General features: G+C 40.0%; 15 protein-coding genes. 10 read left to right on the forward strand and 5 right to left on the reverse strand.

Features of this window, described 5'->3' with window-relative positions; genetic code table 11:
* Positions 1 to 33: 33 nt before the first annotated feature.
* Complete coding sequence (locus ACDX78_RS04135) at positions 34 to 711, reverse strand: adenine nucleotide alpha hydrolase family protein (protein WP_486025577.1); 678 nt, start codon at positions 709 to 711, stop codon at positions 34 to 36.
* A gap of 1,097 nt (positions 712 to 1,808) precedes the next feature.
* Between ACDX78_RS04135 and ACDX78_RS04140 the strand changes: the two genes are divergently transcribed.
* The 9 genes from ACDX78_RS04140 (at position 1,809) to ACDX78_RS04180 (ending at position 10,145) form a co-directional block, all read left to right on the forward strand.
* Positions 1,809 to 4,220 (forward strand): Na+/H+ antiporter subunit A, encoded by a 2,412-nt coding sequence (locus ACDX78_RS04140; protein ID WP_486025579.1) that lies wholly within the window; start codon positions 1,809 to 1,811, stop codon positions 4,218 to 4,220.
* Positions 4,207 to 4,629 carry a Na(+)/H(+) antiporter subunit B gene (locus ACDX78_RS04145; RefSeq protein WP_486025581.1) on the forward strand — a complete coding sequence of 141 codons (423 nt, stop codon included), beginning with the start codon at positions 4,207 to 4,209 and terminating at the stop codon, positions 4,627 to 4,629. Before ACDX78_RS04140 ends, ACDX78_RS04145 begins: the two co-directional genes overlap by 14 nt.
* A 3-nt stretch (positions 4,630 to 4,632) precedes the next feature.
* Entirely contained in the window at positions 4,633 to 4,971 is a 339-nt protein-coding gene (locus ACDX78_RS04150; protein WP_486025583.1) for a Na(+)/H(+) antiporter subunit C, read from the forward strand.
* A complete protein-coding gene (locus ACDX78_RS04155) occupies positions 4,964 to 6,445 on the forward strand; it encodes a Na+/H+ antiporter subunit D (RefSeq protein ID WP_486025584.1) in 1,482 nt (493 codons plus the stop codon). Before ACDX78_RS04150 ends, ACDX78_RS04155 begins: the two co-directional genes overlap by 8 nt.
* A 20-nt stretch (positions 6,446 to 6,465) precedes the next feature.
* Positions 6,466 to 6,948 carry a Na+/H+ antiporter subunit E gene (locus tag ACDX78_RS04160; protein WP_486025585.1) on the forward strand — a complete coding sequence of 161 codons (483 nt, stop codon included), beginning with the start codon at positions 6,466 to 6,468 and terminating at the stop codon, positions 6,946 to 6,948.
* Positions 6,948 to 7,232, forward strand: a complete 285-nt coding sequence (locus ACDX78_RS04165; protein ID WP_486025587.1) for a Na(+)/H(+) antiporter subunit F1 — start codon at positions 6,948 to 6,950, stop codon at positions 7,230 to 7,232. The genes ACDX78_RS04160 and ACDX78_RS04165 overlap by 1 nt, the downstream gene beginning before the upstream one ends.
* Positions 7,210 to 7,581: a Na+/H+ antiporter subunit G gene (locus ACDX78_RS04170; RefSeq protein ID WP_486025588.1), complete on the forward strand. Its 372-nt coding sequence runs from the start codon at positions 7,210 to 7,212 to the stop codon at positions 7,579 to 7,581. Before ACDX78_RS04165 ends, ACDX78_RS04170 begins: the two co-directional genes overlap by 23 nt.
* Before the next feature lie 476 nt (positions 7,582 to 8,057).
* Positions 8,058 to 9,425 (forward strand): TrkH family potassium uptake protein, encoded by a 1,368-nt coding sequence (locus ACDX78_RS04175; protein WP_486025589.1) that lies wholly within the window; start codon positions 8,058 to 8,060, stop codon positions 9,423 to 9,425.
* 54 nt (positions 9,426 to 9,479) lie between these two features.
* Positions 9,480 to 10,145, forward strand: a complete 666-nt coding sequence (locus ACDX78_RS04180; RefSeq protein WP_486025591.1) for a potassium channel family protein — start codon at positions 9,480 to 9,482, stop codon at positions 10,143 to 10,145.
* A gap of 198 nt (positions 10,146 to 10,343) precedes the next feature.
* Here the strand turns inward: ACDX78_RS04180 and ACDX78_RS04185 are convergent, their stop codons facing one another.
* Both ACDX78_RS04185 and ACDX78_RS04190 read right to left on the reverse strand, forming a co-directional pair.
* A complete protein-coding gene (locus ACDX78_RS04185; RefSeq protein WP_486025593.1) occupies positions 10,344 to 11,150 on the reverse strand; it encodes a hypothetical protein in 807 nt (268 codons plus the stop codon).
* A complete protein-coding gene (locus ACDX78_RS04190) occupies positions 11,140 to 11,643 on the reverse strand; it encodes an RNA polymerase sigma factor (protein ID WP_486025594.1) in 504 nt (167 codons plus the stop codon). Before ACDX78_RS04190 ends, ACDX78_RS04185 begins: the two co-directional genes overlap by 11 nt.
* 242 nt (positions 11,644 to 11,885) lie before the next feature.
* Here ACDX78_RS04190 and ACDX78_RS04195 point away from each other — a divergent pair, with 242 nt between their 5' ends.
* Complete coding sequence (locus tag ACDX78_RS04195; RefSeq protein ID WP_486025596.1) at positions 11,886 to 12,242, forward strand: SpoIIAA family protein; 357 nt, start codon at positions 11,886 to 11,888, stop codon at positions 12,240 to 12,242.
* Between the two features lie 46 nt (positions 12,243 to 12,288).
* On the opposite strand, the gene ACDX78_RS04200 is transcribed toward ACDX78_RS04195, so the two are convergent.
* Both ACDX78_RS04200 and ACDX78_RS04205 read right to left on the reverse strand, forming a co-directional pair.
* Positions 12,289 to 13,026, reverse strand: a complete 738-nt coding sequence (locus ACDX78_RS04200; RefSeq protein ID WP_486025598.1) for a YqjF family protein — start codon at positions 13,024 to 13,026, stop codon at positions 12,289 to 12,291.
* A gap of 121 nt (positions 13,027 to 13,147) precedes the next feature.
* The gene (locus ACDX78_RS04205; protein ID WP_486025600.1) at positions 13,148 to 14,485 is read right to left on the reverse strand and encodes a mechanosensitive ion channel; all 1,338 of its coding nucleotides are present in this window, start codon (positions 14,483 to 14,485) and stop codon (positions 13,148 to 13,150) included.
* Between the last annotated feature and the right edge of the window lie 148 nt (positions 14,486 to 14,633).

Genomic DNA, 14,633 nt, shown 5'->3' on the forward strand with positions numbered 1-14,633 from the left:
ATTTAAGAGAATGAGTCAATTCAATAATGTAATCTACTTCAAATTTGGCGGTTGTTTTATTTTTGTTACAACTTTATCCTCTGTAACATGAATCTGGCAACTTTTTCCTTCGTATATAAATTTAAAAACACCGTTATTAAAATCAGTCCCGATGTCCTTGTAAAAAATTCCTTCATAGCGGTTGGCATGGGATCGTGCAAAAGTGAGTTCATATTCACCGTTTTTATCTTCCTTTAAGAAGGCACGGACTCCTCTTTCGTATTCCGGATCTTCCTCGGTTGCTCTTACATTCCTGTCGAAAGAGACGATATGAATATCGATATACGTAAGTTCACGAAGAAGTACGTTGACAAATGACCCTTTTGTAATTTCTTCCCACCTGTTTTGCGGGGACTGCCCAATAATAACCTGCGTTATATTATGCTTGTGGGCAACTTCCTTGATTGCTCTGACAGAAGATTTACTTTCATTATCCCTTAAAATAAATTCTTCTGCATCCAACTCATCAGCCAGCTCTTTCCAGCGATCCACATACCTGGATTTCTCCTCATCAAATTCATCATAAGGAAGCTGGTCAACAGTTAAAATATAATAAGGACAATCAAGCATATTTGCCAACTTATGACCGCGTTTGATCAGTCGCTCTCCATTCGGTCCGTAATATACACAAACGAGAATGGCCTCATCCATACGGCCTCTGATTTTCTTCATGATACACCCACCTTTGTCATCCAAACTATTTAAACGTATATATTCTAACGGAAAATGTACATACTTTCAATATAGCATAGGCCAAAAAATGATTTTTTTCCATACAAATTGCAAAAAACCTGCTAATTCCCTTGCAAAAGGCGTTTTAAGCTATATAAATAACAAGGAAAATCCCTTTATTTGCTAAAAATGAAACGTCTGAAGTGCAGTACATATTGATTTCATGTATAATTATTTTTGTGAAATCATAACATGTATATTCCTTTAACAGGATTTATTTTAGGTTAATGCTGAAACTGGATTGATATTAGTATTACCTAAATAAAAAAGAAATAAAATAGAAATAGCAAAGAACGCCCGTTACCAGCGTTGGTTGATAGATAATAGGATAAACCCTTCCTGTGTGTCTAAGGGAACCGCAGAATCGAAAGCTGCGTCTCCTAACGAAATTGTACCACTTATACTTATACCCCGATAAGTGTCTGAATTTGTCGCGTCTTATATGCAGATAATTACATCTGCATAGTAGTTATATGCGATATTTTCATTATTGTTAATCAGTATGGTTAACAATGCAGTTATTCCCCTTTTGGCCGGTGATCTTACCTGCAAAAGTGCACTAGTAATCAATGCGCTGCAGATAAATGTTGAACGTAGACGCACTGCTTAGGCTTGCCATCCAAAATGTATAAGAATCATAAGAAAGTAAAATATGCATTCCTAAGAACCTCTTTCGGCAAGCTGCGTATTCTAAAAATCCCTCTGGTAACGATATTGTTAGAATCTTTTAAACTATATAATCAAAATATGAATAACTTTCCAGCTGATTAAGACCTGTTTTTGCTTTAAAAGATTAAAAAAAGAAATTTAATCGCCGATTCTGGGCTGTGCTGAATGCTCTCTCCACCGTAAAGATTTGGGTCTGCGCTTAAAATGCTTGTCCCTCTATAATAATTATTGCCATTCTGGCCTCTGATCACTGACTCCATGAAAAATGGGACAAAGCTGGATTTTTAAATGAAAGGTTATGATTAGCGCATGAATGGGAAAAGTAAGTTTATTCATATTTCGTGCTCTGCTAAATGGGAGGTGTTTTCTTGTTCACGGTAAATGTAGCTATAATGATTCCTTTTATAGCAGCTCTTATTATACTTCTTTCACATAAAAAAATATCACGTTCCTATATTGGCTGGTTCGTATTTCTCGTTCCGGCTGTGTTATTTATTTACCTCATCAGTCATATCCCAGCCCTCGCAAATGGGGATACCATCGTACATACATGGAACTGGATTCCGTCCATCGGAATTAACTTCACGACCTATCTAGATGGTTTGAGCATGATATTTGCGCTGCTGATTACGGGGGTTGGCGCACTTGTTGTTATATACTCCATTTATTATTTAGATCTTGATGAAATGTTGTACCATTTCTATGTGTATCTGTTGTTATTCATGGGCGGCATGCTTGGTGTTGTCTTCTCCGATAATATGATGGTCCTTTACCTGTTTTGGGAAATGACGAGTATTTCATCCTTTCTGCTGATTGCTTTCTGGTATCACAGGAAACAGTCCAGATACGGAGCGCAAAAATCGTTTCTCATTACAGTTGGCGGCGGATTTGCCATGCTTGCAGGTTTTATCATGCTGTATGCGATGACAGGGACCTTCAGTGTTCGTGAAATCATCGCATCCGTAGATGATATGTCCGCGCATGCATTATTTATACCGGCAATGATTTTAGTGTTGCTTGGTGCTTTTACGAAATCAGCGCAGTTTCCCTTTCATATTTGGCTTCCGGATGCCATGGAAGCGCCGACTCCGGTCAGTGCATACCTGCACTCAGCTACGATGGTGAAGGCGGGGATTTATATAGTCGCCCGCTTTACACCAGTATTCGGAGGTGATGAGATATGGTTCTGGCTTGTGATGGGTGTAGGCTTCCTCACGATGTTCTGGGGATCGTTCAACGCCATTAAGCAAACGGATTTGAAGGCGCTGCTTGCCTATTCCACTGTAAGTCAGCTCGGCTTGATTATGAGTTTATTTGGCATGGGATCGGCTGCTTTATATTTCGGATACAGTGCAGACTCGGTGATTTACACACAAGCAACGTTTGCTGCTTTGTTCCATCTCGTCAATCATTCCACGTTTAAAGGTGCTTTATTTATGGTCATCGGTATTATAGACCATGAGGTAGGTACACGGGATATCCGTCGACTTGGCGGACTGATCAGTTTTATGCCAATATCTTTTACGATTACATTGATCGGCAGTTTTTCCATGGCGGGGGTTCCGTTATTTAATGGCTTTTTAAGTAAAGAAATGTTTTTAACTGCTGTTTTGAATATAAGTGAGCTTCATATCTTTTCACTGGAAAATATAGGAGTTCTGTTGCCTATTATTGCTTGGATAGCTAGTGTATTCACATTTGTCTACAGCTTAATAATTGTGTTTAAAACCTTTTTTGGAAAATATCAAGAAGAGAAACTGGAACATGAAGCACATGAACCAAAGATGGGTATGCTTGTTCCTCCAATCATTCTGGCTGTTTTAGTAGTAGTTATCTTTTTCTTCCCGAATATCCTTGGAGATTATGTGCTTGAGCCTGCGATGAGCAGCGTGTACCCTGGTTTTGGCCCCGCAGTGGATTTAGGTGTGGAGATAGAGGCGTGGCATGGATTTAACACAGAATTATGGATGACCATCGGAATTATCGTTACCGGTGTGGTGTTATATCTATTACTGAAATACTGGAAAGGAATTTTCCGGTTGTTCCCGCATAAATGGTCTTTTACCAAGCTTTATGATAACTCGATACTGTTGATTGAAAATCGTTCAACGAAAATAACAAATGCGTATATGACAGGGTATCTGCGGGACTACTTAATGTATATTTTTGTGTTTTTTATAGTTGCGACTGGCATAACACTTATTTCTACAGGAGCACTCACTTTCGATTTATCCAACGATGTTCCGGTTAGTATGTTTGAGGGGATTATGGTAGTTATTATGCTTGGCTCCGGTATTTCTATCCTATTTGTAAAATCCCGGCTGGCTGCGGTTCTCTTGTATGGTATATTAGGTTTTTCCATTGCAGTATTCTTCGTTATTTTCCGAGCACCGGATCTTGCGTTGACACAGCTTGCGGTTGAAACAGTTACAACTGTTCTGTTTCTGCTTTGCTTTTATTTTCTGCCGGAGTGGAAAAAGGAGGAGCATGGCGGGCTGAAAAAGATTATGAATATCATTATTTCAATTGGGACCGGATTGGTTTTCATCTTTGTTGGTTTAGGAGTGCAGCATGGGCAATTGTTTGAGTCTATTTCCCATTATTTTGAGGATGCCTATGAACTGGCCGGTGGAATGAATATAGTAAATTCCATACTCGGTGATTTCCGTGCCTTTGATACGATGCTGGAGGTTTTTGTGCTGGTGATTGCCGGCATGGGGGTATTCTCTCTTGTTAAACTGAAAAGCAGGAAAGGCGGAAATAAAATTGAAGATCAATGATGTGATCCTGCATGCTGTTACAAAAATAGTTGTATTTATTATTTTAACACTTGCCATTTATTTATTTTTATCTGGTCACCATAGTCCCGGTGGCGGGTTTGTGGGCGGTTTGGTACTAGCCTCTGCCTTTGTGCTGCTTTATTTGTCTTATGATATTGAAACCATTGAGAAGGGCATCCCATTTGACTTTAAGTTAGTTGCAGCTTTAGGGGCATTTATAGCTGTTGTATCCGGCCTGGGGGCAACCGTATTTGGTGCGCCATTTTTATCACAGGCTTTTGCCTATTTTGATCTGCCGATTTTAGGACAGACAGAGCTTGCCACGGTTACCATTTTTGAATCAGGTGTGGCACTTGCTGTTGTCGGCACTGTGGTGACCATTATGTTGAGTATTAGTGAGGATGTGTAGTTTATGGAGACAATAATTATCGTCCTGGCAGGTGTTTTGGTATCTGTCGCTACGTACTTGGTTCTTTCCAAAAATTTAATACGGGTGATTCTGGGTACGGCTATTTTCTCTCATGCGGCGCATTTACTCATTATGACAATGGGTGGTTTAAAAGAAGGAAGTTCCCCCCTCTTGGGAGAAGAAGCTGCTACGTATACAGATGCGCTTCCGCAGGCACTTATTTTAACGGCTATTGTAATCAGTTTTGGTGTCACTGCTTTTTTCCTTGTGATAGCCTACAGAACGTATCAGGAAACAAATACGGATAACCTTGATATATTGAGAGGTATGAAAGATGAATAATATACTTGTACTGCCTATCGCGCTTCTTTTGGTTACAGGTGTTATACTAATCTTTTTGCGCTCGTTTATCCAACTGCAGCGCTGGGTGAGTTTTGGTGTAATGACTGTGATTACAGGCATTAGCATATATATACTGCAAAGAATTCAAAATGAAGGTGTGCTCCGTCTTGATTTTGGTGGCTGGGAGCCGCCTTTTGGGATTCTGTTTGTTGGGGATTCATTTTCAGTCTTGCTTATGTTAACAACAAGCATCGTGACTGCAATTTGCCTGTTGTATGGGTTTTATTCCCTGGATGCAGAGCGTGAGAAAATGTATTTTTACCCACTGGTGAATTTTCTTGTGGCGGGTGTCATCGGTTCCTTTTTAACCGGAGATCTTTTCAATCTGTTTGTCTTTTTTGAAGTAATGCTTTTATCCTCTTATGCGCTGGTTTCCCTTGGCGGGACGAAAATGCAGCTAAAGCATGGAATTATATATGTAACCATTAACGTGGTGTCTTCCTGGATGTTTCTTATCGCTATCGCATACGTCTACGGGACAGTGGGTACGCTGAATTTGGCTCATATTTCACAGCGTATTGCTGAAAGTGGTCAAACGCCTATTCTTACTGTCATCAGTATCCTTTTTCTTGTCGTGTTCAGCCTGAAAGCAGGCCTTCTGCTGTATCACTGGCTGCCGGGTTCATATAGTGCCCCGCCTGCGGTTATTGGTGCCTTATTCGGTGCACTTTTAACAAAGGTTGGTATTTATGCGTTATTCCGGATGTTCACCCTGATTTTTTATCATGAGCCAGGCATCACACATACGATAATCGGTATTATGGCTGGACTTACCCTGATCTTGGGAAGTATCGGGGCGATCGCTTATAACGACATTCGCAAAGTGATTACTTATAATGTAGTAATTGCTGTTGGTTTTATCCTTGTCGGGCTGGCGGTGTTAACACCTGCTGCGATCGAGGGCTCTATTTTTTATCTGGTGCACGATATGATTATTAAAGCACTTCTTTTCTTAATTGGGGGTACCATGATTGCACTGACTGGAACAGCAAGAATAGAAAATATGAGCGGTCTGATCAGGAATTACCCTTTGCTTGGCTGGATGTTTTTCATTTCGATGCTTTCTTTGGGTGGCATTCCGCCGTTAAGTGGATTTGTTGGTAAAGTACTTGTCGGTCAAGGTGCGGCAGAAACAGGTTCATTTATATTGCTGGCACTTGCCTTTCTCTCTAGTCTGGCAGTAATCTATTCGCTCCTCCGTATCTTTTTAAATGCGTTTTGGGGGGAAACAATAATTAGTGAAGAGGACGAGCTTCCACTGAGAAAAGGAAAGCTTGTACCCCTGGTGGTGCTTACATTAGGTACCATTGCACTCGGGCTTGGCATGGAATCTATTTCTGCCTATGTAACCGATGCTGCAAATGTTTTGCTGCACCCTGAAATTTATATTGATGCAGTGATGAATAAAAATTAAAAACAGGAGGTGAACGTCGAATGCCTGCCCAATTTTTAACCAATCTTTTCATTGCTTTTTTATGGATGCTCCTGATGGATGAGAATGAATGGCACTTTTCCACCTTTTTTGCCGGGTATCTTGTCGGTATATTGATCGTATTTGTTATGCACCGTTTCTTTGGGGCACAATTTTATTTGCGGCGTTTCTTTGCATTAATAAAACTTATTCTCATTTTTATTAGGGAACTGAGCTCGTCAAGTGTTTTTGTGATAAAACATATTGTGAAAAAAGAAGTTACGGTTAAACCCGGCATATTCTATTATGAAACAGATTTACGAGGGGAGTGGGAAGTTACGCTCCTGGCGTTACTGCTTACATTAACCCCTGGATCTGTTGTGATGGAAGTGACACCTGAAGGGGATGCATTCTACGTTCATGCGATGGATATAAAGGAGTCCCGGGAAAATTTATTGCGATCGCTCGCAAAATTTGAAAAAGCGATTATGGAGGTGCTTCGATAATGGTTGAATTTCTGGTGGTTGCTGGTCTTGCGTTTTATGGCATTGCGATTGCTATAGCTGTAATCCGGATGGTCATCGGCCCGACGTTACCGGATCGAGTGCTTGCACTGGATGTCATTGGGGTCAAGCTGATTTCCTGTATTGCGATTGTCTCCGTGATGCTGTCAACAACGGCGTTTCTGGATGTTATTCTGATCCTGGGAATTTTGGCTTTTATTAGTACAATAGCCTTAGCCAGGTATATGGAAAGAGGTGTGGTCATTGAACGGAAACGGGATTCTTGAAATAGTTGCAGCTGTTCTCATTTTTGCCGGCGGTATATTGAGTTTGCTGAGTGCACTTGGATTAATGCGTTTTCCTGATGTATATACACGTAATCATGCAGGCACTAAAAGTACAACTTTGGCTGTTTTGATTACGTTGACTGGTGTATTTATTTATTTTTGGACTGTAGAAGGATTGATGAGTGTCCGTTTGCTGCTTGGTATTTTGTTTGTATTTATCACTGCTCCAACTGCCGGTCATATTCTCGTCAGGGCGGCCTATCGTTCCGGTGTAAAAGTTTCCGATACAACGGTGGAGGATGAGTTGGGGCCTGTACTTCGTAAAAAGGAAAGGGAGCGGCAAGAGTAGCGATAGGAAATCGGAATAGAAGTGTTTTGCTATCAGGATTTTTTTTCGGTGAAAAATCTTAGTTTTCCTTTCCTTAAAAAAACAGTACCTCACCGGTCTTGAATCTTTTTTGCAAAGAAAACTATTAATTTATAGCTTGGTATTATTAGCCACATGTAACCCCAGCGATTCAATGTGCATATCTCTTTGGTGGGATAGCATATAGCGAAGTCCCCATTTTTTCAAATCACCACTACGATAAAGAAGGCTTGCCGTTGGCCATGCCAGTGTTTACTCGCACTTTTACTTTTTCCCTTGCAATGAAATTCCATCCTGCACCGGAATTGATTCTAACGTTGGTTAAATGGTTTTGAATTTATAAGAAATGACCAAGTATAATTTGTAACATTTATTTCAACATATAAATCTTCTTGTAACTCTGATATACTCTAATTATTATTTCTGCAATGTATCTGTACAAACAAGGGGAAAAGGAAATGCGAACACGTCGGCAACGCTTATTGCATTGGATCAATAAATTATCACCATTCAAATTGTTATTATTTTTTTACTTGATAGCTGTTATGATATCCGTCATGCTGATGTCATTTCCTTTTGTTTATCAGGAGGGAGTGGATATTGCGCTTATAGATCTGCTGTTCACTGCGGTAAGTGCGCTTAGTGTAACAGGGCTGAGTACAATTAGTATTGGTGACACTTTAAGTAACACTGGTATCCTGATTTTAGCATTTATCATGCAGTTGGGCGCACTTGGTGTGATGGCGATCGGTACTTTGATTTGGCTATTCCTCGGAAAAAAGATCGGTTTGAAAGAACGCCGGCTGATTATGGCAGATCAGAACCAGACAACGTTCGAGGGCATGGTACATCTGATTAAACAGTTAGTGTACGTGCTTTTAACGGTTGAATTAATCGCTTTTTTAATGCTGGGCACTTATTTTATGCAGTATTTTCCCACTATGGGGGAAGCATATATGAATGGTTTTTTCCACACGATCAGTGCAGTTTCCAATGGAGGCTTTGCGCTTTCGGATGAATCTCTGGCACTTTACAGTGATGATTACTTTGTCCAGCTGGTGGCAATGTTTTTAATTATATTCGGAGCGATTGGGTTTCCGGTGCTGATTGAATTGAAGGAATTTCTTGCTGTTAAAGCCAGGGGCAGGAATGTATGGCGTTTTTCATTATTTACGAAAATAACAACTATGACGTTTTTTATCTTGATTTTCATTGGCGGGCTGTTTATTTATCTTTTGGATGCAAGAGATTTTTTTGCAGGCATGGTCTGGCATGAATCTTTGTTTTATGCACTTTTTCAGTCCGTAACGACAAGGAGCGGTGGTTTGTCCACGATGGATGTGAGCCAGTTAACAGAGGAAAACCATCTGTTTATGTCACTGCTTATGTTTATCGGGGCGTCTCCGAGCAGTGCAGGCGGGGGAATCCGGACAACTACCTTTGTATTGGTTGTTTTGTTTATCATTTCATATGCAAGGGGCAGGAGGAATATTCGCATATTCAATCGGGAAGTGTACGAAGAAGATGTTAGGAAAGCTGTTGCAGTAATTCTAATGGGGATTATGCTTGTATTTGTTTCTGTTTTGCTGGTATCCATTGCAGAACCATTTACCTTATCTGCGATTTTGTTTGAAACAACCTCTGCTTTTGGAACAGTTGGCCTGTCGTTGGGCATCACCGAGGAACTATCTGTATTTAGTAAAGTAATCCTGATGTTATTGATGTTTATCGGCAGAATTGGGATCATTACACTCTTATTTATATTTAAACCTAATAAGGAAAAGGAAAGCATACATTATCCAAAAGAAAAAATGATTATCGGCTGACCAACCGGGAATAAATGGTACAAATGAAAAAATTCGCTGATGGGGGAAATGATAATGAAGAAGGATTTTGCAGTAATCGGACTTGGCAGGTTTGGTGGCAGCATTTGCAAGGAGTTAAGTGAGGAAGGTATGCAGGTGTTGGCGGTAGACATGAATGAAGAAAAAGTGAATGGATTCAAAAATATTGCTTCTCATGCGGTGATTGCCGATACAACTGACGAAGATACGCTGAGAGAACTCGGGATCAAAAATATTGACCATGTGATTGTGGCCATTGGGGAGGACATACAGGCGAGCATCCTGACAACTGTTATCCTGACTGATTTAGAAATCAATAAGATAACTGCCAAAGCACAAAATGATTATCATGAAAAAATCTTACATAAAATTGGTGTGGATCATGTAGTTCATCCGGAGCGGGATATGGGAAAGCGTATTGCACATAATCTCATTTCAAATAATATCCTGGATTACCTGGAATTATCAGACGAACACAGCATAGTAGAGGTAAGGGCTGGGCGTAAGATGGCTGGACGTACACTGGTTGATCTTGATATCCGGATGAACTACGGGTGTAATGTGGTGGCGATTAAGGAAAATAAGAGCATTAATGTATCTCCTGGAGCCGATGTGGTTTTAGATGAGGAAGATGTGCTTATTGTAATTGGGAATGATAAAGATATCGCCAGATTTGAGCGGGATTTGGTGATCGAACGATAGCGCAGCACTTCCTGATATTTTTATAAAAAGGCTATCCAAATACTGTCTATACAAAAATGGTATTTGGATAGCCTTTCTTTCTGAATTATTCTGGCATCATTTCTTATGGAATAAAAAATGATTTTTTAAAATTGCGGACTCAAAGAAGGAATATTTCTGTAATGTCCATTATTATTGTTCAAGGAATTGTTATGGTCATTATTTAATGGATTCTCTTAAGGATTGAAGCCTGGGTCCCATCCCATCGCCAGCTGTAATGATATACTCATATTGGATGATTAACACATTTTCTCCGATTTGGTAAACGTAATATCCCTGAGGCGGATCTGAAAAGTGCTGCCTGATACCCTCATACGGGTTCTCCTCCTGAGATGTTTCAGATGGTTCTTCCGTGTAGCTGAAATCGCCACTGTATTGGGATTGTAGATCGGAAACAACCGCATCTAAAGCGGCATCTTCTGCCACTTTCAATCTGACCCAGGCATTATCTGCATCACTGTAATATGTGACCGAATCTTCCGCCACATCATAATTACCCAGGAATTCCTCCATTTGAAAATGAATGTCATATGGCTCAAGCGTAAAATTCGTAAATATCCCTTCATCTTCCGTTCCTTCAATCATAATGGTCCCATTTTCAGTTTCCCCTTCACTTACTGAGAAGCTTTTGGGATTTGTTGTCTCATCATTTGACGCTTCTTGATTCTCGTCATCTGCAGGCTCTTTATCACCTGTTTTTTCATCATGTTCTGATCCTTCATGATCATCTGCTGGCAGTACGGATTGGTCGTTTTCTATCATATGAAATACAAGTATGCCAGCGAGAAACAATACTGCAGCAGTTGAAGCCCAGATCGTTGCTTGTTTTAATTTTTTACGTTTAGGTTTTTTCTTTGCATGTTTTCTAATTGCTGATTTCATCGATTCTTTTTGTTGAGGGTTCAGTGAGCTGGTTGTTTTCAATTCCCTTAACTCCTTTTGCATATCGTCTTTGTTATGCTTCATAATCACCCTCCTCTACTTTTTTCTTTAATGCTTTTAATGCTCGGTGAAATGTTAATGAAACTTTTTTATCCGGGCATTTTAAAATAGCTGCTGTTTCGGCCACTGATAACTCTTCAATTCCCCGCAAAATAATCACATCCCGATAGTTCTGTTTTAATTTTGCAATGGCCTGGTGTAATTGCTGTTTGGTTTCATTGGTTATTTGTTTTTCCTCTGGTGAAATCTGTGTTTTATACTCATACGTTTTGATCAATTTCCGCCAATCCTGCCGTTTCTTTCTACGTGCCTCATCAATTGCCAGGTTTCTCGCAATGGATATCAGCCATGTTTTCGGACTGGATTCCCCGTTAAATGAATCGTATTTATCTATCGCTTTTATAAATACTTCCTGTACAATATCTTCTACATCCGTTGTCGACATATAGTAGACAAGAAACCGGTAGATATCATCAGCATAAGCATCAAACCAGTCTGTGATTAACTCCTCATCCATAACTCAGCCTCCTTTTTTAAGGCTATTTTTCTTTCTGTTTATTAGACGTCGCTGTGGAATAAATATTACAGTTTTGAGGGGAGTTTGGCTACACGAAAAAGCACATCCTTTCTATGTACGTAGGTTGCGCCTGTGCATTTGATCAATCTGCTATGGAGTGTGAGTGAAGCATATCCTGTTTCAGTCGTTTTTTAAAAGGGTAATTGCATTAGTGACTGTAATAAAAGGAGGCTTGGCCGGCTATGATTAAGATTCTTCCCAGTCGTAACCCGGAAACTGTGCACGTCGAAATTAATGGTAAACTAACAAGTGAGGATGCGGAAAAAGTAGACGTGCATGTGGAAGATTTATATGGGGACGATGGCCAGTTCAACATTCTGGCTGTTTTTAAAGAACTTGATGGGACCACATTGCAAAGCTTGCTGAAAGGGATGAAAGTGGATATGAAACGTTGGAATCAAATGAATAAATTTGCGGTGGTAAGTGAGAAAGATTGGGTGGAAAATGCATCGAAAACCGGTAAGATACTACCTGGAATTACTGTAGCGTATTTTGAGATGGATGAAGTGGAAAAGGCATGGAAGTGGCTCGAAAAGTGAGTAAAGTATACAATACCCTATCACTACTTGTAATAGGGTATTGTTTTTAATTATCCTTTTTAAATGGCCAAAAAAGTACCCTCATAGAAGCGGCATAATGCAACACCATTTCCTTTTCATCCTCCGTATTTGAAAGAAAAGGCGGATATTCCTCATGGTCCAGGTCAGCTTCTGCTTCTGCAATCTCCCACGGCAGATGATGAATCCCGCCGGCAAGCAGTATATTTTTTACATTCGTCCATAAATAATATCGTTCTACCAGCCAGTGGCTCAATGTTCCTGCTTCTGGAAAAAATGATTCGGAAACAGGTCTGTATTTCCCCTTAAACATAGGCCTATGCGGGCTTCTTCTTTTACTATAATAATGAAACCAGTCTCCCTTTTTCTTCATGTTCATCTTTGCGTAAAAATAGGGGAGTGTCGTCATTCTGGCACCAAGCACCGGAAGAAGCTTGCTTGCATCCAGGCTGAAAAAATAAATACCTGGAATGCCGTCTTTTTTGACATACGTACGAACATTCAGCTCATAAAATTTTCGAATATAAGGAAAAGGGGGCAGCATTCGCATGCGCATATCCGTTATTTTGAAGGGAATGACAGTGACCCATGCTTTTCCTTCATACGTATCTAGCTCCAGTCCGCTGGGAACGTGGTTTTGCATTGTATTAGCCGGAACGGGGAAGTTCAAGAATAGCAGATTCTCCCACTTTTGTGTCATGAGCCACGGTCCTGTTGGCATGGGACTGTTTCTGTGTTTCGTTTCTTTAAGGATGTGATTATACATGTATTTCCCGCTCCTTGGCACATGAATTAGTAATGAATAACTCACTACTATTTATACCCATTTGGAAATATAAAATAACAAAGCCCCAGGGGGAGGGGCTTTGTCAAAACCTTTTCTGACATCATTGCAAAGGAGGGTTATTTTCTCCATCATCCGTTTTATTTTCTTTTTTCATCTTTGCCTCAAATTTCTCCAGCTGGCGTTTTGCGAATTCTCGTCCGCCAACACCAAAAGAAATTGCAAACGCGATAGAGAGTCCTGCGATAACAAATAGGAATGCCAAGTTAACGATGCTGGCAGCAAAATTCAACTGAACTAGTGTCATGAAGACAGCAAATACGACAACGGTATATTTAATCATCTCGCCGAAGAAGCGATTTCCGGATGTCTTTCCAATATAATTTCCGAGGAAGTTGCCTCCGATAAATCCTAATCCAAGAATAATCAATGCACTAACGACAAGTGGCAGGTAAGCAATCACTGCTGCACCGATATTGTTTAATACGCCCAATTGCAGTACATTCAATGCTTCTACAGCGAAAAAGACAATAATGATCACTTGGACAGTTTTACCAATGATGTGTGACAGGTTCACTTGGCTCACTTTTTCAGCATGATTTATGGTTAATATTTTCGTCAGGTTATTGATACCACTGCTTTCCATCAGCTTAATCAATAGATCTGAAATGAATTTGGCCAAATAGTAGCCGGCGATGAGTAAAATGATAGCCACGAAAATATTTGGAATCATGGAAAGTGTAATATTCAGTACTGAAATAATTGGCTCTGTAACCGATGCTACATTTAATGTTTCCAGTGCGACAGTCAATATTGGTATCAGCACAATCACGAATACAATATTGGAGAGTACGTTAGCAAGTGAAGCTGTATCGTCTGGACGTCCTGCATTTTGTTCAGATCGGGTTGTATATTCTGCCTCCGTGCTAACTGCATCGCTTTCTAGTACCTCTTTATTCCCTGTGTTTTTGGTAAACTTATGAAACCACCCATCAATATTAAATGTATTTAACAAGGAATAAACAAGCCGCTTGATGATTTTGGCCACAAAATAGCCGATAACCAGTATAATAGCCGCTAGCAGCAGGTTTGGAATGAAATCCAGCATTTTGCCCATCATATTTGAAATCGGCTCAGCCACATTATGCATATTCAACTGGGTTAAAATCGGCGGCAAAAACAGAATAAATACGAGGAAGTAAAGTAGCTTTCCGATATGATCAAGTTTATCGCCAGCATCCTCTTCTGTACTTGCAAGGCGGGTCTTGACCATACCTTTGTCTGTTCCTGCTTTTTTTAATACCTTTGTAAAAATATTTTTGACCAGAAAAGCAATAATCCAGGCCAGCAATAATAGTAATAGTGCAGCAATGATGTTTGGAATGTATGAAATCAGTGTATCTAGCATGCTGCGAAAGGAATTTGTAATATCATTTCCCATTTGTAAATGTCCTCCTTATGAAATTTTTACCGTGCTTACTAATACCCTTGTTGGTTAAATCTAAACCTTTTATGAAATTTGGAAGAAAAGAGGAAGCCGAAAAACATATAAAAAAAGCACTTTACAATCGGGGTGATCATAAAGTGCT

Origin of the sequence: Virgibacillus oceani (assembly GCF_041521345.1) — a bacterium.
GTDB classification, from domain to species: domain Bacteria; phylum Bacillota; class Bacilli; order Bacillales; family Amphibacillaceae; genus Virgibacillus_N; species Virgibacillus_N oceani_A.

Bases quoted from the DNA above. Each gene is read 5' to 3' on its own strand.
- ACDX78_RS04135 (WP_486025577.1), bottom strand. From the start codon at position 711: ATGAAGAAAATCAGAGGCCGTATGGATGAGGCCATTCTCGTTTGTGTA.
- ACDX78_RS04150 (WP_486025583.1), top strand. From the start codon at position 4,633: ATGGAGACAATAATTATCGTCCTGGCAGGTGTTTTGGTATCTGTCGCT.
- ACDX78_RS04155 (WP_486025584.1), top strand. From the start codon at position 4,964: ATGAATAATATACTTGTACTGCCTATCGCGCTTCTTTTGGTTACAGGT.
- ACDX78_RS04160 (WP_486025585.1), top strand. From the start codon at position 6,466: ATGCCTGCCCAATTTTTAACCAATCTTTTCATTGCTTTTTTATGGATG.
- ACDX78_RS04165 (WP_486025587.1), top strand. From the start codon at position 6,948: ATGGTTGAATTTCTGGTGGTTGCTGGTCTTGCGTTTTATGGCATTGCG.
- ACDX78_RS04175 (WP_486025589.1), top strand. From the start codon at position 8,058: ATGCGAACACGTCGGCAACGCTTATTGCATTGGATCAATAAATTATCA.
- ACDX78_RS04180 (WP_486025591.1), top strand. From the start codon at position 9,480: ATGAAGAAGGATTTTGCAGTAATCGGACTTGGCAGGTTTGGTGGCAGC.
- ACDX78_RS04185 (WP_486025593.1), bottom strand. From the start codon at position 11,150: ATGAAGCATAACAAAGACGATATGCAAAAGGAGTTAAGGGAATTGAAA.
- ACDX78_RS04190 (WP_486025594.1), bottom strand. From the start codon at position 11,643: ATGGATGAGGAGTTAATCACAGACTGGTTTGATGCTTATGCTGATGAT.
- ACDX78_RS04195 (WP_486025596.1), top strand. From the start codon at position 11,886: ATGATTAAGATTCTTCCCAGTCGTAACCCGGAAACTGTGCACGTCGAA.
- ACDX78_RS04200 (WP_486025598.1), bottom strand. From the start codon at position 13,026: ATGTATAATCACATCCTTAAAGAAACGAAACACAGAAACAGTCCCATG.
- ACDX78_RS04205 (WP_486025600.1), bottom strand. From the start codon at position 14,485: ATGGGAAATGATATTACAAATTCCTTTCGCAGCATGCTAGATACACTG.